This window comes from Brasilonema angustatum (assembly GCF_059505445.1).
The window spans coordinates 74,287-92,443 of sequence record NZ_JCACKO010000138.1 but is presented as its reverse complement, the minus strand read 5'-3'; the positions used below and the strand labels follow the sequence as shown (position 1 = coordinate 92,443).

General features: G+C 43.5%; 17 protein-coding genes. 10 read left to right on the top strand and 7 right to left on the bottom strand.

Annotated features, from left to right (window positions below):
* Positions 1 to 355 precede the first annotated feature (355 nt).
* Positions 356 to 1,030 (top strand): Uma2 family endonuclease, encoded by a 675-nt coding sequence (locus AC5JM2_RS26590; protein WP_495837820.1) that lies wholly within the window; start codon positions 356 to 358, stop codon positions 1,028 to 1,030.
* A 223-nt stretch (positions 1,031 to 1,253) separates the two neighbouring features.
* Here AC5JM2_RS26590 and AC5JM2_RS26585 read toward each other — a convergent pair whose 3' ends face one another.
* Positions 1,254 to 2,732 carry a site-2 protease family protein gene (locus AC5JM2_RS26585; protein WP_495837819.1) on the bottom strand — a complete coding sequence of 493 codons (1,479 nt, stop codon included), beginning with the start codon at positions 2,730 to 2,732 and terminating at the stop codon, positions 1,254 to 1,256.
* Between the two features lie 194 nt (positions 2,733 to 2,926).
* Between AC5JM2_RS26585 and AC5JM2_RS26580 the strand changes: the two genes are divergently transcribed.
* A complete protein-coding gene (locus tag AC5JM2_RS26580; protein ID WP_495837818.1) occupies positions 2,927 to 3,664 on the top strand; it encodes an MBL fold metallo-hydrolase in 738 nt (245 codons plus the stop codon).
* 88 nt (positions 3,665 to 3,752) lie between these two features.
* Here the strand turns inward: AC5JM2_RS26580 and ctpA are convergent, their stop codons facing one another.
* Positions 3,753 to 4,994 carry a carboxyl-terminal processing protease CtpA gene (gene ctpA / locus AC5JM2_RS26575; protein ID WP_495837817.1) on the bottom strand — a complete coding sequence of 414 codons (1,242 nt, stop codon included), beginning with the start codon at positions 4,992 to 4,994 and terminating at the stop codon, positions 3,753 to 3,755.
* 385 nt (positions 4,995 to 5,379) lie between these two features.
* Here ctpA and petB point away from each other — a divergent pair, with 385 nt between their 5' ends.
* From petB to AC5JM2_RS26550, 5 genes are all read left to right on the top strand, one after another.
* Positions 5,380 to 6,027, top strand: coding sequence for a cytochrome b6 (gene petB, locus AC5JM2_RS26570; protein WP_495837816.1), 648 nt, complete (start codon positions 5,380 to 5,382; stop codon positions 6,025 to 6,027).
* 199 nt (positions 6,028 to 6,226) lie between these two features.
* Complete coding sequence (gene petD, locus AC5JM2_RS26565) at positions 6,227 to 6,709, top strand: cytochrome b6-f complex subunit IV (protein WP_495837815.1); 483 nt, start codon at positions 6,227 to 6,229, stop codon at positions 6,707 to 6,709.
* 535 nt (positions 6,710 to 7,244) lie between these two features.
* Positions 7,245 to 7,688 carry an ATP-binding protein gene (locus AC5JM2_RS26560; protein ID WP_495837814.1) on the top strand — a complete coding sequence of 148 codons (444 nt, stop codon included), beginning with the start codon at positions 7,245 to 7,247 and terminating at the stop codon, positions 7,686 to 7,688.
* 69 nt (positions 7,689 to 7,757) lie between these two features.
* Positions 7,758 to 8,936, top strand: a complete 1,179-nt coding sequence (locus tag AC5JM2_RS26555) for a glycosyltransferase (RefSeq protein ID WP_495837813.1) — start codon at positions 7,758 to 7,760, stop codon at positions 8,934 to 8,936.
* A gap of 431 nt (positions 8,937 to 9,367) precedes the next feature.
* Positions 9,368 to 9,739, top strand: coding sequence for a hypothetical protein (locus tag AC5JM2_RS26550; RefSeq protein WP_495837812.1), 372 nt, complete (start codon positions 9,368 to 9,370; stop codon positions 9,737 to 9,739).
* A gap of 118 nt (positions 9,740 to 9,857) precedes the next feature.
* Here the strand turns inward: AC5JM2_RS26550 and AC5JM2_RS26545 are convergent, their stop codons facing one another.
* Positions 9,858 to 10,232, bottom strand: coding sequence for a DUF1823 family protein (locus AC5JM2_RS26545; protein WP_495837811.1), 375 nt, complete (start codon positions 10,230 to 10,232; stop codon positions 9,858 to 9,860).
* Between the two features lie 80 nt (positions 10,233 to 10,312).
* Here AC5JM2_RS26545 and AC5JM2_RS26540 point away from each other — a divergent pair, with 80 nt between their 5' ends.
* Positions 10,313 to 10,633, top strand: a complete 321-nt coding sequence (locus AC5JM2_RS26540; protein ID WP_495837810.1) for an acylphosphatase — start codon at positions 10,313 to 10,315, stop codon at positions 10,631 to 10,633.
* A 310-nt stretch (positions 10,634 to 10,943) separates the two neighbouring features.
* Here AC5JM2_RS26540 and AC5JM2_RS26535 read toward each other — a convergent pair whose 3' ends face one another.
* The gene (locus tag AC5JM2_RS26535) at positions 10,944 to 12,248 is read right to left on the bottom strand and encodes an Nramp family divalent metal transporter (protein WP_495837809.1); all 1,305 of its coding nucleotides are present in this window, start codon (positions 12,246 to 12,248) and stop codon (positions 10,944 to 10,946) included.
* A 185-nt stretch (positions 12,249 to 12,433) separates the two neighbouring features.
* Between AC5JM2_RS26535 and AC5JM2_RS26530 the strand changes: the two genes are divergently transcribed.
* A complete protein-coding gene (locus AC5JM2_RS26530) occupies positions 12,434 to 12,766 on the top strand; it encodes a YnfA family protein (RefSeq protein WP_495837808.1) in 333 nt (110 codons plus the stop codon).
* 108 nt (positions 12,767 to 12,874) lie between these two features.
* Here AC5JM2_RS26530 and AC5JM2_RS26525 read toward each other — a convergent pair whose 3' ends face one another.
* Entirely contained in the window at positions 12,875 to 13,270 is a 396-nt protein-coding gene (locus AC5JM2_RS26525) for an ArsR/SmtB family transcription factor (RefSeq protein WP_495837807.1), read from the bottom strand.
* Between the two features lie 627 nt (positions 13,271 to 13,897).
* On the opposite strand from AC5JM2_RS26525, the gene AC5JM2_RS26520 reads away from it, so the two are divergent.
* Complete coding sequence (locus AC5JM2_RS26520; RefSeq protein ID WP_495837806.1) at positions 13,898 to 16,672, top strand: heavy metal translocating P-type ATPase; 2,775 nt, start codon at positions 13,898 to 13,900, stop codon at positions 16,670 to 16,672.
* Between the two features lie 258 nt (positions 16,673 to 16,930).
* Here AC5JM2_RS26520 and AC5JM2_RS26515 read toward each other — a convergent pair whose 3' ends face one another.
* Together AC5JM2_RS26515 and AC5JM2_RS26510 are read right to left on the bottom strand one after the other, a co-directional pair.
* On the bottom strand, positions 16,931 to 17,506 hold the full coding sequence (locus AC5JM2_RS26515; protein WP_495837805.1) for a DUF924 family protein: 576 nt from the start codon (positions 17,504 to 17,506) through the stop codon (positions 16,931 to 16,933).
* A gap of 3 nt (positions 17,507 to 17,509) precedes the next feature.
* Complete coding sequence (locus tag AC5JM2_RS26510; protein WP_495837804.1) at positions 17,510 to 18,067, bottom strand: SRPBCC family protein; 558 nt, start codon at positions 18,065 to 18,067, stop codon at positions 17,510 to 17,512.
* Positions 18,068 to 18,157 lie beyond the last annotated feature (90 nt).

Below are 18,157 nucleotides of genomic sequence, written 5' to 3'. Positions count from 1 at the left end.
ACAATGCATACAAAAGTACTGCTGCGAGTACGAGAATTCCCCTATTTGGCAAGCTAGTAAGTAAGTCAACCAAATTAAACATAAGATTTCCGTAGGGTGCGTTACACTTCGTTAACGCACCCTACATTTTAGATTTTTATAGGTTGAACTATTTAGCAATATTTGTGACTCTTGCGATCAATCCACAAGCATTTTGTTTGATACTATTCCAATTAAAGATAAAACCTCCGTCAGCACAAAAGCGCAATCGCTTCTCGGAATGGATGACATCATGCACTTTTGAACCGTGGATAATAGATAAAGACCCGAGAGAAAACGCTCTGATAATATAGTCTTAACTAGGGAGACAGCACATATGGTGATGATTTCCACACAAGTGAGTGAGCTTGAACTGGAAGACTTTCAAGGCAAAGTCACCCAAAATGTTGTCCTCCCCAATGTGAGTTGGCAAACTTACAAAGCCCTATTGACTGACATGGGTGACCACCGTGCTGCCCGTCTGACCTATGATCAGGGAATCCTCCAAATTAAGATGCCATCCAAACTCCACGAAATTATTAATCGGCTGTTGGCAAGAATTGTCACAACTCTGACAGAAGAACTGGAATTAAATGTTATTGATTTGGGATCAACAACTCTAGACAGGGAGGATCTTGATAAAGGCGCAGAACCGGATACTTGTTTTTATATTCAGAACGCCAATCAACTCCAAGGACTCGATCCTGAAATTCCTAAAGATTTGCCGCCCGATCTGGTTATTGAAGTGGATATTACGAGTCCTTCTACCCACAGAATTGGAGTATACCTTGCCCTAGGCATTCCTGAAGTTTGGTGCTACACCAAAAAACAGGGATTAAAAATTTATCACCTGCAAATAGATGCGTCTCATCGAGACTATGTTGAATCAGAATTTAGCCTTGCTTTTCCCAAGGTATCTGCACAAGCGCTCAATCAATTTTTGCAACAGCGCCAAACTCAAAACGAAAATACTGTGATTCGTGCGCTTCGAGATTGGATTAAAAGTAACTAGTACAGAGCGGCGTAAATAGGGCAACCCTTCGGGAACGCCCGTCGCCTACGGAGGGAAACCCTCCTGCAGCGCTGGTTCACCATTTAAAATTCCTAAAAAGCCCGTTCCATAATACTTTTGACTTTTGACTTCCGCTTTGCGGTACTAGTGGTGAGGACTGCTGTTTCTGGATTTGTTTGAGTAGCTTTTGGGACTCGGCAGTCCTCTAGGTTTGCTTCAGTTGTTAAATATGTAACAAGCTAGCAAGTACTTGCGGTAACGGTAGTACAATGATGACTAACAAAGCCATTGCTAGCAATCCCGCTATATCACGCTTATTATCAAGTTCTGTGACATCATTCAAAGCAGGTTCATCAATCAATGGTAAGAACAATAAGATAAGTGCCCACGGAAAAAATTCTGGCTGTATCAAAGAAAGTAGCAGCAGTAACAAGCGAGAAATTTGACCAATAATCACTGCTGTTCTTTGTCCAAACATCGCATGGACTATGTGACCTCCATCCAGTTGTCCTACTGGCATTAAATTCAGTGCTGTTACAATTAATCCTAAAAAACCAGCGACTGCCACTGGATGCATATGAATAGCTGAGTTTGATGTTAGCTGACTTCCCAAAGCTAGCTTTGAAAGTAACGCCAGTAAAATTGAATATTGGGGATTGAGGGCATTTGTGTTGAGCAATCCTGTTTTTTCTGGCTGGGGAACTATGTCGGAATGAGCCAAACCCCATACCAGAAGTGGTAAGGTCATGATAAAGCCAGCAAGGGGTCCTGCGATACTGACGTCGAATAAAGCTTTGCGGTTGGGAATTGGACTACGCATTTGAATAAATGCACCGAAGGTTCCCAAGAAGAAAGGCATTGGGATAAAGTAAGGCAGGGTTGAACGAATTTTGTAGAATCGTGCCGTTAAGTAGTGACAAAGTTCGTGCGTACCCAGAATCGTTATCAAGGCTAAGGCATAAGGCAATCCCTTGAGAAGTTCGGCTGGGTTGGATGCAAGCATTGTAGAATTGACACCAGCAAATCGCACACCCACCAAGGTAGTCGTTACCAATGTCAGTGCTAGGAGTATGAGCGCTAATCCTGGTCGTGTTATCTTTTGTTGACCGCGACTGTTAGCTTTTGCCAATTGAGGATTAGGAACAAGCACAAAGAAAGGTTTATTAGTAAAACCTTCTTGAAAGATAATTAAAAAGCGATCGCCAAATTCTTTTTCAACATTTGCCTTAATCCGCTCGTAGGCGTTGTTTGGTGTCGTCCTCAATTGACCTCGACAGATGACTGCCTGGGGTCGATACTCAATGTTTTGAATGTAGTATACAGACCAGGGAAAACAATTTCTTAGCTGGGTTTCTTCCGTTGGCTCAATGGGACGCACTGGTGCTGGTTCTGCGATATTATGTATATCCGGTTGTAATTGTGGTACTTTTTGTGGTTCAGTATGAGTTCCCTTTAGCGAGCGACGCCCCCACTGAAACAATACCCAGTATAACAGAGGACAGATAATTAATGGCCAAATCATCAACGCTCTTGGCGGAGGTTGTTTTGCCCCGTATACTATTGTCCAAGTTGTCCATAGCAGTGCTGGTATCATGAGTACTAACCACAAGAGCCACACAGGCGTTCTGGTGATTTGAGCAACACTGCGCTGCACCATCAAATAAGTGATTAGTCCCAGTAGAAGAAGAAACCAAAAATTCATGTGACTTTCAGTTGTATTAATATGTTAAATCTTGCTTGTCGTCAAGCGCTTTGCAGCCCCAACCACAAGCATATGCCCCCAAAATTCAATTTTTATGACAACAGTCAACAGTCCTGGGAAATTTTGCGTTTCTACTTCAATTGTCCAACACTGTCACCTGATTTTCGACAACTCCTCATCTAACAGTTTTTCCCATGTGTTCCTTGCCTCAAGAGTCAAATAATTATACGGCAAAGCTACCACGAGCGGTCTTCTCTAACGAAGGTCTGATTTGTGAAAACCCCCGCTCGGATTTGGCGCTAAGTACAATTTTTGCATTTCCACCAAACAGAGACACATTAGGGGGGACTGCTTATTTTATTGTAAGAAACGAAGGCAATATTCTGATAGATTGTCCAGCTTGGGATCAAATTCATCAAGATTTTTTGCGATCGCATGGAGGAGTGCGCCACCTATTTCTGACTCATCGAGGCGCTATTGGCAAAACAGCAGAAATTCAGAAAACTTTCAATTGTGAAGTTTTGATTCAGGAGCAAGAAGCTTACCTATTACCAGGAGTAGATGTAACTACCTTTAATATAGATTTTACCTTAAATTCAACAGCGCAATTAATTTGGACACCTGGTCATTCTCCTGGCTCATCAAGTCTATACTACCAAGAGCGAGGCGGCGTACTATTTACCGGACGTCATATCCTTCCCAACCAGCAAGGTGAACCTGTACCCCTACGAAGGGCTAAAACTTTTCACTGGTTCCGACAAATCAAAAGTGTCAAGTTACTATTAGAGCGGTTCACGCCAGAAACACTACAATACATTTGCCCTGGCGCTAACACAGGCTTTCTCCGGGGAAAGCGTGTTATCGATAATGCTTATACGCGTTTGGCTTCTTTGGATTTAACGGCTTTAGGACAAGTACAACCCCTACTTTGAGAAAGATGGGGAGGGAAGGAAAGAGGAACAGTAGGAGGTATTGATATTTTCTCACACTCCCGCACTCCCTCATCTCCCCTAACCCACACTATGCTGCGCCTGCTACTACAGAGTTTTTCGCCAAAAATTTTATAGCTGCTTGATATTGAACATCTGCTTCTGTGCCAATTTGTTCGCGAGTGATTGGTTCAGAGGAAATCAATTTGTCTGGCTTTATACCTTGTTTATTGATATCACGGTGGTTGGGGGTTTCATACTTAGCAATAGTGACAGCTAAGCCAGAACCATCGGATAATTCAAATAAGGACTGGATTAAACCCTTGCCAAAGGTGGTTTCTCCTACTAAAGTCGCACGACCATTATCTTGCAACGCACCAGCAAGAATCTCGCTAGCACTGGCGCTTCCTTGATTGACCAAAACCACTAGTGGATCACGAGTCATGGCTGGGCCAAATGCTTCAAAGCTCCCCTGAGTGCCTTGACGATTCACTGTGTAAACAATGGTACCAGATTCTAACCACAAGCGGGCAATCTCAACTCCAGCTTGTAATAGTCCGCCTGGGTTATTTCGCAAATCGAGAATGTAGGCATCAGCCCCTTTTTTTTCTAAACTGGAAATGGCATGTGCTAACTCCATAGGAGCGTTAGCATTAAATTGTGTGAGGCGAAGATAGCCGATAGACTTTCCTTGAGGGAAAGAGCGTAATTCTGCTACGACTGGGTTGAGTGCAATGCGATCGCGCACCAGTTGAACTTGCCATTCTTCCTTGTCTCGTTGCATGAACAAAGTGACAGAACTACCAATCGCTCCCCGCATTTTGGCTGCAGCTTCGTCAAGGGTAAGTTTTTCTGTGGAGATACCCTCAATTTTTAAGATGCGATCGCGCGGTCTAATTCCGGCTTTTTCTGCTGGTGAACCTGCTATGGGGGCTACAACCTCTAATAAACCCGTCTCGGCATTGAGAGCGATTTGCAATCCAACTCCTGTGAGTTCCCCAGAAGTATTGACCTGTAGACTGCGGTACTGTTCTGGATTTAAAAAACGGGTAAAAGGGTCGTCAAGACTCTGGAGCATGTTTTGAATTGCTGAATAAGCAGATTGGTCATCTTTGAGCGGCTTTGCCAGAGCCTTTTGCCGTACCGACGCCCAGTTTTGATGATTAAATGTTTCATCCAAATATGTCCGATTAACAATTCTCCACACTTGTGCTACTAGCTTTTGTTCGTCGCTCAAAGCTGAGGCAGGTTGACAAAAACCGCAAAAACCTACCCAAAACGCTAATAACAGGGATAATCCCGCCCGAAAAACTTTCTTCTGCATGAATCCCATTTTTACTTCCACTTTCAACCCAAATTGCCAGAGTTTGCCTAAGCGTCTTTACTTTTTGATGAAATCTGTCTCTCGACTATGTTACTTTTTTTATAGAAGTGGTGCATTGCTCTCATCTAATTGTTCAGTCAAGATCAAAATTAAAGAGCGCACATTCTACTTCCAAAAAGATAAAATCGACATTGTGTCCACCACCACTGTGTGTTTGACGCCAAAGAGAACGCAATACATACCCTCTTTTCAGAGTGTAAAGTTTTTTTTAAACTTTTAACATTCTGACTGCTCAAAAAGAAACGAGCAAATGCCTGTTTAACTAAAATCCCAAAGCTGAAACAATTTGGGAAGTTTATCAACCGCGAATCGATTTTTAGGAACCTGAGCTTGTATGGCTAATGTTTACGACTGGTTTGAGGAGCGCTTGGAGATTCAAGCGCTTGCTGAGGACGTCACCAGCAAGTATGTCCCTCCTCACGTCAATATCTTCTACTGCTTGGGTGGAATCACTCTGACGTGCTTTCTTATCCAGTTCGCGACTGGATTTGCCATGACATTCTACTACAGACCAACTGTTGCTGAAGCTTATTCTTCGGTGCAGCACATCATGAATGATGTGAACTTTGGCTGGCTCATTCGTTCCATCCACCGCTGGTCTGCCAGTATGATGGTGCTGATGATGATTTTGCACGTTTTCCGGATTTACCTGACGGGTGGGTTTAAAAAGCCCCGCGAATTGACTTGGGTGAGTGGTGTGATTCTAGCTGTGATCACAGTTTCTTTTGGTGTGACTGGCTATTCATTGCCTTGGGACCAAGTTGGCTACTGGGCGGTGAAAATTGTAAGTGGTGTACCAGAAGCAATTCCCGTGGTCGGTACCCTGATGGCTGACTTACTACGTGGCGGCTCCAGCGTTGGTCAAGCGACACTGACTCGTTACTACAGCGCACACACCTTTGTGCTGCCTTGGCTAATTGCCGTCTTCATGCTATTCCACTTCTTGATGATTCGTAAACAAGGGATTTCCGGCCCATTGTAATCGCAAGTTGTGAACGGTTGGGCATAAACTGTTAGTTTCAAGATCGAGTCATTTGTTCTAAACTTATGGAAAGTTAAAGGCTAAACATAACAGGTAGAAGAGCACTTCACTCGCATCTTAAGCTAAAAGTTAATGCCCACACTTATTATGGTTTTGACAAAAGCTTGAAATTAATTTCAGCAGGAGAGCACATTAAAAAATGGCGACACAGAAAAAACCTGACCTGAGCGATCCAAAGTTAAGAGCCAAACTAGCAAAAGGCATGGGTCACAATTACTACGGCGAACCAGCTTGGCCTAATGACCTGCTGTACGTCTTCCCAATTGTGATTATGGGGTCTTTTGCTTGTATCGTGGCTTTATCTGTATTAGATCCTGCCATGAATGGGGAACCAGCGAATCCCTTCGCTACACCGCTGGAAATTCTACCAGAGTGGTATCTTTATCCCGTATTTCAGATTTTGCGTTCAGTTCCTAACAAGCTCTTAGGGGTGGTACTGATGGGTTCGGTACCTCTAGGACTGATGCTCGTTCCCTTTATTGAGAACGTGAATAAGTTTCAAAACCCCTTCCGCCGTCCAGTAGCAACTACGGTATTCTTATTTGGTACCTTGGTGACTTTATGGTTGGGAATTGGTGCAACTTTCCCAATAGATAAGTCCTTTACCTTTGGACTGTTCTAAATTAGTTACCTAAAAAAATACGGGCATTGCATTAGCTACCAAGTTTGAGGTTCGATATCCAACCTCAAACTTTCTTCAAATAGGTGAACCTGCACTGGCGAGAGAAACCAGGGGCTCGGCTTCAGTTTTGTCAAAAAATACGCTAAAATAGATTGCGTCACTAAAAAGGTGGAAACCTACGCGTTGATTGCAGCATAGGAACCCAACACTCTAATTAATAAAGAAATAATACTCAGCCGACTTGGGCACCATGTGGTGTGCTGGGAACCAAAGCAGTTGGGATATAAGAGGCGAAATCTTCTTAAAATCCCCGGTCATGATAGCGATAAAGCGTCCACACAAAGTTCTTTGAAAATCTTTGTTTCTGGAAAAGTACAAGGTGTGCTTTTCTTGATAAATAAACAGGCGTTAACTTTCATTAACCAGGTTGCATTTCGGATTTAAATTTTGTATGGACACTATATTGCAGAATATAAAATCTGTAGTATACAAAAGGTACAAACATTTTTCACTCACTTATCATAAGTCAAGGTCAATGCTAAGCATCGTGCAGCAAGACCATCTGACGGTGAAGAGCGAACTGAAGCTTCTAAATCAGGTGCAACAATGGTTTGAACGATTTTGTCTACAACACTTGTTTCAACTTGGTTGGTCAGAAAGTCAACTCTATCGCCTCAACCTAGCATTAGCAGAAGGCTTTACCAACGCCGTACGTCACGCTCATCATGCTTTACCTCCGGAAACAGCCATAGAAATTGATGTTTCTTTATGGATGGATCGGTTGGAGATGAGAATCTGGGATTATGGAAAACCTTTCAATCCTGATGCGCTTGAAGAACCAGAGCCAGGTACACTTCAAGTAGGAGGATATGGATGGTTTCTTCTGCGGCGTTTGGCTGACCACGTTGTCTATGAACGTGGTGCAGATGGGAGAAATTGCTTGCTCATCGTCAAGTATGGTTTACAGGGGCAGTCGTAAGAGTTTTCAATGAAATTGACTACAAAATAGTAGTTTGAGAAAGTTAATCTCGAAGCAAAGTAGTCAATTATGGATAAATTTCTCACAGAAAAACGTATAGATTTCAGTCAAAATTCCAACACTAAAGTAAATCAAGTCTTCGTGTTCCTAGAAGTTTTTGAGGGAGAAGGCGGAATTCAATCATATGTAAAGGATATTTTTCGAGCCTACCTAGCACTTGACGAACCTTTCTATGCAGAAGTATTTTTACTCAGAGATAGTCATAGCTGCTCAAATCCTTTTGAGTCAGAACGTTTAAAATTTCATTACTTCAAATCCCAGTCTCCTCAACTGGGACGAATCAGAATCACTCTAGCATTACTTTCCCATCTGTTGCGCCACCGACCAAGTCACGTTTTCTGCGGTCATGTAAACCTTGCCCCCTTAGTTGGTTTGTTGTGTCAACCTTTGGGAATACCTTACACAGTTATGACTCATGGTAAAGAAGTTTGGGAGGCGTTACCAACCCTTACGAAGTTTAGTTTGCAAAAAGCAGCGCACATTTGGACAGTAAGTCGTTACACTCGTCAAGTAGCGTGTGCTGTCAATAACCTTGACCCTAACAAAGTCAAACTATTACCTTGTGCTGTGAATGGTAATAACTTTACTCCAGGAACAAAATCGACAGCGTTGTTAGAACGCTATGATTTGACAGGAGCAAAAGTACTGATGACCGTGGCGCGACTGTGGTCTGGTGATATTTATAAAGGTGTAGATGTCACAATTAAAGCGCTACCACAAATAGCTGAGGTTTTCCCTGAGGTAAAATATTTGGTTATTGGTCGTGGCGATGATCAACCTCGATTAGCCAAACTTGCTCAAGATTTAGGGGTTGGCAATCGCATTATCTTTGCTGGGTTCGTTCCCACACAAGAATTAGTAGAACACTACCGTCTTGCTGATGCTTACGTAATGCCCTCTGCTGAAGGTTTTGGCATTGTCTACCTAGAAGCGATGGCTTGTGGTGTCCCCGTGTTGTCCGGTGATGCAGATGGGTCAGCCGAGCCGTTGCAGGATGGTACACTGGGATGGCGAGTGCCACACCGGGAACCAAATGCAGTGGCACAAGCTTGTATAGAAATACTCAAAGGAGATGACCAACGTTGTGATGGACGATGGTTGCGAGAACAGGCGATCGCTCTATTTGGTATCCATACTTTTGCGCTGCGCTTAAAAGAACAGCTTTTGTCTTCCCTCAAGAATTCATAGTCACCAGAAGGCGACTTCGGTTGCCCCGTTCGTTCTAGAGCGGGGAGGAATTGTCGCCTTGTCGCCTTAGTCATTAGTTATTGGTCATTAGTCATTAGTATGATTAAATACGAAAAATCATGTAGCGCAGCGGTTCCTCTTAGGAACTAAAACTACTAAGACTCGCGACTAAGGACTAATGAGTTCGATTTCCCCCCGGCTTTTTATGAAATTAAACGGAGTGAAAATTTCATAGCCGGGGGATGAGTTAACCATTGCATCTTTGTTGAGTTTTGTGACTGATTTATATTAAGAATGAATAAGTGACTATTGACTTTTTAGCTTGAATGGAATTTTGTGCCGACGTTGTGCTTGTGACTGTATGCAAAGCATGACTAGGACTGTGTCAATAAAATCGCTATCCTAGAGGGAGAGCAAGAGACATTTAAAAAATGAGCCTTAAAACGTTTCAGCTTAATCTATCTAATTTACGCCCTTGGCTCACCTTGCTAGCAATTACATGGTTGCTGGCGTCATTAGGCTTGGGCTGGTTGGTTAACTCCTTGCTGATTATTATTGGGCTATTGTTGTTGGCACCCATTCTCATTTTTTTTGGGTTTCGCTTCTGGCTGCAATACAATTTGGTCACTGATCAATGTCCCGTTTGTAGATACCAATTTACGGGTTTAAAGCACTCTCAGTTGCAGTGTCCTAATTGTGGGGAACAGTTGATGGTGCAACAGGGACATTTTCAGCGCTTGACTCCAGAAGGCACAATTGATGTGACAGCAGTTGAAGTACCGAGTAAATCACTTGGTGATTAGCAGTTTTCAATTGGGTAAAACACAAAGCCTTGCTGTGAGGGCACAGAGTATTACTTTGTGCCCTTAGCACCTAAAATTCCTGGGAATACGCCTGCGGGACGTTACGCGAACAGCCCAATCAGAAGTCAATGCTATTGAGTTGCATATAACTTAACAACCAATTTGCCGCTGTTGCCCTCCGTGTTTGCCGAGGTCCAAATTCACCAATTTTATAACCTTTGAAACCCAGTTTTTCTTTCAATGACTGTTTGTTCTCTTGAGGAATAGAACGAGTCAGCTTGACAGTTGCGGGGCGACTATCGATAAAATCTGGTGGTTGTGGGTACTCATCCCGCCATTCTGGTGCGACTTGGTGAGTATCCCACTCTTCTGTTGAGGAGTCATAGCGATACCCCAAGCAATGCCATACCAATTGGTTGACTGTAGCATCATCAATGTGCTCATTCAGAATTGCCCAAATAGTTTCTGTTGTCAGTGGTGGCAAGTTAGACATACACAAGTTAGTTGGAATTCAAAATTTTCTGGTGGATCATAAACAAGGTAAACTGAAAATAGTAAAGACTTGACCAGTTAATGCAGAATACCACACCGCACCCAAAGCAAGTCCGCGCTCATGTATTCATATCTGGAAGAGTTCAAGGAGTAGGGTATCGCTACTCCACCGTGGATACAGCTATCCAACTTGGATTGACAGGTTGGGTACGAAATCTCCCAGATGGTCGCGTGGAAGCAGTGTTTGAAGGTAGTCAAACGGTTGTAGGACAAATGATTCGTTGGTGTTACCAAGGACCACCCGCTGCTATGGTTCAAAAAGTTTTAATAGAATACGAAGAACCAGAAAATTTACGGGGATTTGAAGTTAGGCGTTTTGAAAAGTCTGAGCTGGGTCAATGACCAGCATGGCTGTTGTTTGAGTGTAGGCAATAAGGAGACAACTGAGTGAGATAGGAAAATATCCAGTATGGAAAGATATCTGGATATGATTCAAAAATACTGCTACTTTTGTTTGTAGCCTAGTTTATTACAGGTAACTTATTGTTAAGGCAGGGGGCAGGGAGTACCCGAGCAGGGAGAGTAAGAGTTTGAGCCTTATTTACTTTTCTTCACACAGTTTAGTTTTATTGCACCGACTTACTTAGATTTGCACAAAAGTGTTCCCTATTACCAATATTGTATACGCATCAAATCAATTAAGAAGATCTAATCAACCCAAAAAAGTTTGTGATAGTAACTCTACATTTAAACCGACGATGACAATTGCAACTCCCCAGGCTAAAAATTTGAGCCATAGTGGATTCACAAACTCACCCATTAAGCGGCGGTTACTCGTAAACATTACCAATGGAATCACAGCAAACGGTAACTGTAAGCTGAGGATGACTTGACTAAGAACTATGAGGCTGCTTGTACTATTTTCCCCAAAGATAAGAATTGTAATCAACGCTGGAACAATAGCAAGCAGACGGGTTACTAAACGGCGTAGCCAAGAAGGAAACTTAAATTGTAAAAATCCTTCCATGACAATCTGCCCAGCCAAAGTAGCAGTCAGCGTTGAACTTTGTCCAGAAGCAAGTAAGGCGATGCCAAATATGGCACTAGCAGCACTCACTCCTAATAATGGGGAAAGCAGTTTATAAGCCTCCTGAATTTCTCCTACATTTTGATTTCCAGAAAAATGAAACGTTGCGGCAGACACAATTAAAATTGCTGAGTTAATAAACAGTGCCAACGATAAAGCTACTGTTGAATCAATTGTGCCAAATCTAATTGCTTCCCATTGCTTTTGAACCGTTGGTTGCCAATCGCGTGTTTGCACAATAGAAGAGTGTAAATATAAGTTATGAGGCATCACCGTTGCCCCTAAAATACCAATAGCGATGTAAAGCATTTCTGAGTTCTGTAAAATTTCTCGGTTGGGCAGATATCCCAACAAAACTCCTCTCAAATCAGGTCGAGAAAAAAAAGTTTCTGCTATGAAACAGATGCCTACAGTTGCTACCAGCATAATCACCAAAGCTTCTACATAACGAAAGCCTTTTCCTTGCAGGAATAACAACACAAGCACATCAAGGGCAGTGATACAAACTCCCCAAACTAAAGGAATACCAAACAAAAGTTGCAGTGCGATCGCACTTCCAAGTAGTTCCGCCAAGTCACACGCCGCAATACCAATCTCACACAGAACCCATAAACAAAAGCTGATCCGTGGACTGAAATAGTCTCGACAAGCCTGCGCCAAATCTCGCCCCGTAGCAACACCCAAACGTACACATAGCGATTGCAACAATATTGCCATGAGGTTTGACAGCAAAATCACTGTCAACAAAGTGTAACCAAACTTTGACCCCCCAGCAATGTCAGTCGCCCAATTACCTGGATCGATGTAGCCGACTGACACCAAATACCCTGGTCCTCCATAGGCAAGCATTTTGCGCCAAAAGCTACTGCTGTTTGGAATTTTGATACTGCGGTGAACCTCGCTAAGGCTGGGCCTGTGTTTTTCGCTCATCAGGAGTTTCTCGATTTGAAATTTTCATATTCTTCTCATAATGTCAGAAAATCTCACCAGGATGTCATTTCCAAAAGATAGAATAAGTCACAATTGTTGTGTTTTCGTATACTCTTGCCAATACACAAACTTGAGACAAGTTATAATTTGTAAACAATCTTAACAATTAGCTAGGGTGTTCTCAATTGAAAGAAATACTCAAGTCCTTACTTTACTTCATCTGGGCTGGCTTCTTTGAGATTGGTGGCGGCTATCTCGTCTGGCAATGGTTAAAAGAAGGAAAACCTGTCTGGTGGGGCATTGCAGGAGTTATTGGGTTAGCTTTATACGGTATGCTCGCGACTCTCCAGCCTGCGAACTTTGGTAGAGTGTATGCTGCCTACGGCGGCGTGTTTATTGCAATGGCAATGCTTTGGGGTTGGAAGGTTGATGGAGTGACTCCAGACCGTTACGATATGGTGGGAGTTTGTTTAGCATTACTGAGTGTACTGATTATCATGTATACACCCAGAGGATAGAAAAAAGGAGGATAGAAAAAAAGAATTATGGCAACAAATCCTATCCTAAATCGTCTTCTGATAGGTGTTTCGCCTTCTCTTAAAGAAATATTAGCACTAAACTTGCTGTTACGCTTGCAAATGTTCTTCTACAGATTGATACAGGTTAACAATATGACTGTCAGCCAATCTGTAATAGACGTTGCGACCTTCTCGCCGATACCTAACTAAACGCATAGCTTTCAATAATTTTAGTTGATGGCAAACGGCGGATTCCGTCATTTTCATCAATGCGGCTAAATCGCAAACACACAACTCTTGGGAAGCCAAAGCAGATAGGAGGCGTAGACGGTTCGTATCTGCTAACACCGCAAAGAGTTCTGCTATCTGCTGTGCTTTTTCTGTTGGCAAGATTTGCCCTGCCGAGGAGCGTACATTATCTAGATGTACTACGTGAGCATCACACTTTGGTGCCTCAGAATTAGTGAGATTATCCAAGTCTTGCTTTGTCTTGCGCTTGTTCATGATGATTTTTCGGGAGTGTGGAAACCGTGTGTCTTGAGACCACGGAGGAAACACGACACGGCGAATTTATTCGCCTTCATACCGCCTTGGGGTTACCTGGAACCGTGTTGTTTTGCATTCAACTTTCGTTCGGGCAGTTACGAACTGATACCTATAACCCCTTCGGGTTCGCCAGATACCTACGGAGGGAGACCCTCCTTCAGTACTGGACTCACCTGTACGCATATGATTTTGCTCCGTAGAGCCTTCCCTTTCGGGAGTAAAGTTAGCCTTGGCAATGTTATTCATCGGCACATCCAAAAGACACTGGCTTTAAACCCTTACGCATGTTTAATCTTTTGGTACTAGAGCAAAGAACTGGCTTCGCATTCCTTGGTAGGTGTTTTAGCTCTTGTGAATAACGTAGTACCGAAGTACTCAGCCGGGTAAGCTGGGCTTCAGTTAAACCGAAGTTTTGGGCTGAAGCCTCGTGTCTTTAGACCGAGGTTGCTTACAGTCTCCTTAGTAGAAAATGGTTCTCAATTTCAATAGTACCTAAAAGAATAACCTTTGTACAATTTAATAATTATTCAATTGTTGTATTAGAATATTGGCAGTTAACTTTCTAGTCCTTTCTCTTTAGCTGCCATGACTCAAACCCCTTCCCTCAAGACTGAGCTTTTACAAGTTAATGGCATGGACTGTGGAAGCTGTGCTAAGACCATTGAAGCCAGCTTGCTTTCATTACGCGGTGTAACCGAAGCAACTGTTAGCTTTGCAACTGCAAAAGTCAAAGTTTCCTATGACACTAAGCTTTTAAGCGAAACTGAAATTAGAAATCGCATAACTGCTTTGGGTTATACGGTTAAACTGAGTGGTGAAGCAAAGCCGCATAATCACACCCACTGCTGTGACAGCGACCACACCCATGTTGAGGTAGCACCTGCTAAAAAGCTACAGGCACAAATCGGGGGGATGGATTGTGGCAGCTGTGCCAAAACAGTTGAAGTTGGCTTGCAGCAAATAACAGGCGTTTTGGAGGCATCGGTCAGCTTTGCTACGGGAAGAATGCAAGTATCTTATAATCCGCAACTCCTTAGCGAGACGACAATTTATGACCAGGTTAGAGCTTTAGGTTATACAGTTGAGCACAGTCGTGAGGTAAAGCCGCACCATGACTCTCATTCCTGTTCTGATGACCACGAACACGTTGAAGTGGCTTCAGTTAAAAAGCTACAAGTGAAAGTAAACGGAATGGATTGCGGCAGTTGTGCTAAGACGATTGAGGTCGGCTTGCAGCAAATGGCAGGGGTAACAGATGTATCGGTTAACTTTGCCACTGAACGATTGCAACTATCCTACGACCCGCAACTAATAAGTGAAGCAGCAATCTATGACCGAATTAAAGGTCTGGGATATACGACTGAGCAGAGTCTTGAGGCAAGTGAGCGCCATAACACCCACGACGATTGCGATGACCATAATTATGACCATAACCACGCTCATCCAGTCGCCAAACCGACTCAAAAACGCGATCCAGGAGGCTGGAAATTCTGGATTGCTAACCGTCGAGGACAGAGCGTAATTTTAGCGGGAGTAGGGTTAATCCTGGGCTTACTGGCGCAACATTTAGCGCTTCCCGTCTGGATAGCACGAGGTTTTTATGGCATTGGCATCGTCATTGCAGGCTATCCTATTGCACGGGCTGGTTTGTTTGAGTTGCGCTTGCGCCGCGCCGATATGAATCTGCTGATGACGATTTCAGTTATTGGGGCAGTGATTTTAGGGGACTGGTTTGAAGGAACACTCGTCCTGTTTTTGTTCTCTTTAGGTACAACGCTGCAAGTTTTTACCTTTGGTCGTACGCGCAATGCTATCAGCGCCTTGATGGATTTGACTCCACCGACTGCTACAGTTAAGCGGGAAAATCAGGAGGTGACAGTACCTGTTGAAAATGTTCAAGTTGGTGAAATTTTGACGATTCGACCAGGACAGCGCGTGGCGTTGGATGGCATAGTCGTTTCTGGTACAAGCGCTATTGACCAATCCCCGATTACAGGGGAGTCAATCCCAGAAGATAAAGAAAGAGGCGATACGGTTTATGCAGGGACGTTGAATCAATCAGGTTTTTTAGAAGTTCAAGTCACTCATACATCTAATGATACGACCGTTGCCAAAATTATTCATTTGGTAGAAGAAGCCCAAGGAAGCCGTGCTCCCACGCAGCAGTGGGTGGATCGGTTTGCAGAGGTTTACACCCCGATTGTGATTTTGATCGCGATCGCCATTGCTGTCATTCCACCTTTGGCATTTGCTCAATCTTTTAACGTTTGGCTCTATCGAGCGCTGGTGATGCTCGTAATTGCCTGTCCCTGTGCTTTAGTAATTTCCACTCCTGTTTCGATTGTCAGCGCTATTGGTGCTGCAAGCCGACAGGGGGTATTATTCAAAGGAGGTAATGCACTGGAAACAGCCGGACGTCTGACTAGCCTTGCCTTTGATAAAACTGGCACCCTTACGCAAGGTTTACCCGTTGTACAAAAGGTTTATGACCTTGGGAAGGTAAGTACAAATGTGGTGTTACAGATTGCAGCTTCACTTGAGCAACTCTCAGAACATCCATTAGCAAAGGCAATTGTAGCAAACCCTCGCTTAGAAGGAATAGAGTTAGAAACACCTGTTAACTTCACAGCCTTACCTGGTAAAGGGATTCAGGCAAGCTTTGGTGAAGTTTTATACTTTGTTGGCAATCGACGGTTATTCACAGACTCTGGTATTCGCTTGTCTGGTGAAGCTGAATCTCTATTGACTGAAATTGAACAACTCGGTCAAACCCCGGTGCTGATAGGGACGACTCAAGGATTATTAGGAGCGATCGCGCTCTCGGATGGACTGCGGTTAGAAGCAACGGAGGCGGTGCGACAGCTCAAGCGCTTTGGGCTAAAGCACTTAGTGATGCTGACGGGCGATCGCTCAACAGTTGCTCAACAAATTGCCCAAGAGGTTGGTATTTCAGATTATCGGGCAGAATTATTACCAGAAGATAAACTCCAAGCAATTCAACAACTGCGCCGTTCTGGGGTGGTTGGTATGGTTGGGGATGGTATTAACGATGCCCCAGCCTTGGCTGCTGCGGATATTAGCTTTGCTGTGGGTGGAATTGATATTGCCCTAGAGACAGCAGATGTTGTACTAGTTGGTAGTGACTTGAGACGGCTTGCCTATGCAGTAGAACTCAGTCGCCGCACCGTGTCTGTGATTCAACAGAATGTGGTTTTTTCTTTGGTAACAAAAGGTTTGTTTCTGCTGTTGGGAACATTTGGGTTTGTTGGGTTAGCGATCGCCGTCTTAGCAGATACAGGAACTTCGTTGCTGGTGACGGCAAATGGAATGCGCTTATTTAGAACAAAGACTTTATCTTGACGCTCCCACAGGCTTTGCCCGTGGGATTATTGGCTTATGGACGTGCCCTGAATTTGCCTATCGTTGCGGCAGTTCATAAACCAAATATGCGTTCAATTGAACCAAACACCGAGTTTAGGTTACACAAATTCAGAGGGCTTCATCTCCACACGCTTGTGCACTGAACGCGTGGGAACCTTTAAGGGCGTACTGGTTCCCAAGCGTTGAACGACTTGTTGACACTCATGTATCTGAACTCACAACTCAGGACTGATAAACTTAAAACGATGAGCCTTTGTGCTTCAAAAACTCCTTTTCTTCTGGAGTTGAGATTCTTCCCAAAATCTTATTGCGATGAGGAAAGCGCCCAAAACGCTGTATCACTTGCATATGGCGCACTGCATAATCAATCGAACTCACACTATCACCATCGTCACCCAATTGGTGAAACAGTCGTACTGCTTGACTCTGATGCTCCAGATTTTCGCTATGTTCAAAAGGCAAGTAAATAAACCAGCGTTGTACGGGTAGCAACTTGTGATCATATCCTTTTGCAACAGCGTGCTGAGCGACTGAGAGTGCTTCCCAGTCAGTAGCAAAGGCTTCGGGAGTATCACGAAAAACATTTCTGGGAAACTGATCCAACAGCAAAATTAATGCTAAACAACTGTCAGGAAAATCTATCCAGTCGTCTAGGTATCCTGCTGCCGCTTTTTGGTAATCTATGAGAAACCGGATTCGCAATTGTTCATCAAACTCTGGTTTTTTACTGAACCAGAAAGACTTTGGTTTAGCGTAGTCTGGTGAACCAGGACTACCAAACCAAAAGTCTAAAATTTCTTTTGCCTGTGACATCTTTTACTGACCCTTACAAAGAACTTGTCGCATTTTACGCATATTCGCAGGCAATTCAAAGTTCATGGCTTGCTGAATGAAAATTGATGGTATGGGAATGGTAGGCGTTGCTTGCACAGTATAGCTTAGTAAAGTCCCGTCACCACAATCTTTTAGGTCTAAATTGGCTGTAAAATCGTGAAAATTCCCTTTTTGCAGCCTAAATTGTATGTGCTGCCCAAATTCTTCCACGACATCAAGGTAAATTTCTACTTGAGCAGTGAAAAAGAAAAATGTCTTTTGTGCCGATTGATACAAACGTTTCATCTCACCAGACTGCAAAACTTCGCTTTTGATTACATCCGGAAAATATTGTACCCAACGCGGGTAATCTGTTAACTGTTGCCAGACATTTGATCGCACTAAAGGCAAATACATCCAAGCGGTGACAGCACCACCCCAAGCTGTGTGCGATCGCGTTTGCACCAGAATTTCACCTTGCATCAGTAATCTTTGTTTATCTTGAGTCCAAGGCATACTTGAATCTGTAGGAACCGAATCTGAGGTAAAGGACGCAGACATACTTTTTTCAGTCACTCCTTAACACATCAACGTCATAAGTTTAAGCTGGTGAACATCTAACTTGGTATACAGTCCAAGTCATTAATTCTA

Coding starts and splice junctions, on each gene's coding strand:
- AC5JM2_RS26585 (WP_495837819.1), bottom strand. CDS start 2,732: ATGAATTTTTGGTTTCTTCTTCTACTGGGACTAATCACTTATTTGATG.
- AC5JM2_RS26545 (WP_495837811.1), bottom strand. CDS start 10,232: ATGTCTAACTTGCCACCACTGACAACAGAAACTATTTGGGCAATTCTG.
- AC5JM2_RS26555 (WP_495837813.1), top strand. CDS start 7,758: ATGGATAAATTTCTCACAGAAAAACGTATAGATTTCAGTCAAAATTCC.
- AC5JM2_RS26510 (WP_495837804.1), bottom strand. CDS start 18,067: ATGTCTGCGTCCTTTACCTCAGATTCGGTTCCTACAGATTCAAGTATG.
- ctpA (WP_495837817.1), bottom strand. CDS start 4,994: ATGGGATTCATGCAGAAGAAAGTTTTTCGGGCGGGATTATCCCTGTTA.
- AC5JM2_RS26550 (WP_495837812.1), top strand. CDS start 9,368: ATGAGCCTTAAAACGTTTCAGCTTAATCTATCTAATTTACGCCCTTGG.
- AC5JM2_RS26540 (WP_495837810.1), top strand. CDS start 10,313: ATGCAGAATACCACACCGCACCCAAAGCAAGTCCGCGCTCATGTATTC.
- AC5JM2_RS26590 (WP_495837820.1), top strand. CDS start 356: ATGGTGATGATTTCCACACAAGTGAGTGAGCTTGAACTGGAAGACTTT.
- AC5JM2_RS26515 (WP_495837805.1), bottom strand. CDS start 17,506: ATGTCACAGGCAAAAGAAATTTTAGACTTTTGGTTTGGTAGTCCTGGT.
- AC5JM2_RS26580 (WP_495837818.1), top strand. CDS start 2,927: ATGTGTTCCTTGCCTCAAGAGTCAAATAATTATACGGCAAAGCTACCA.
- AC5JM2_RS26535 (WP_495837809.1), bottom strand. CDS start 12,248: ATGAGCGAAAAACACAGGCCCAGCCTTAGCGAGGTTCACCGCAGTATC.
- AC5JM2_RS26525 (WP_495837807.1), bottom strand. CDS start 13,270: ATGAACAAGCGCAAGACAAAGCAAGACTTGGATAATCTCACTAATTCT.
- AC5JM2_RS26560 (WP_495837814.1), top strand. CDS start 7,245: ATGCTAAGCATCGTGCAGCAAGACCATCTGACGGTGAAGAGCGAACTG.
- AC5JM2_RS26520 (WP_495837806.1), top strand. CDS start 13,898: ATGACTCAAACCCCTTCCCTCAAGACTGAGCTTTTACAAGTTAATGGC.
- petB (WP_495837816.1), top strand. CDS start 5,380: ATGGCTAATGTTTACGACTGGTTTGAGGAGCGCTTGGAGATTCAAGCG.
- petD (WP_495837815.1), top strand. CDS start 6,227: ATGGCGACACAGAAAAAACCTGACCTGAGCGATCCAAAGTTAAGAGCC.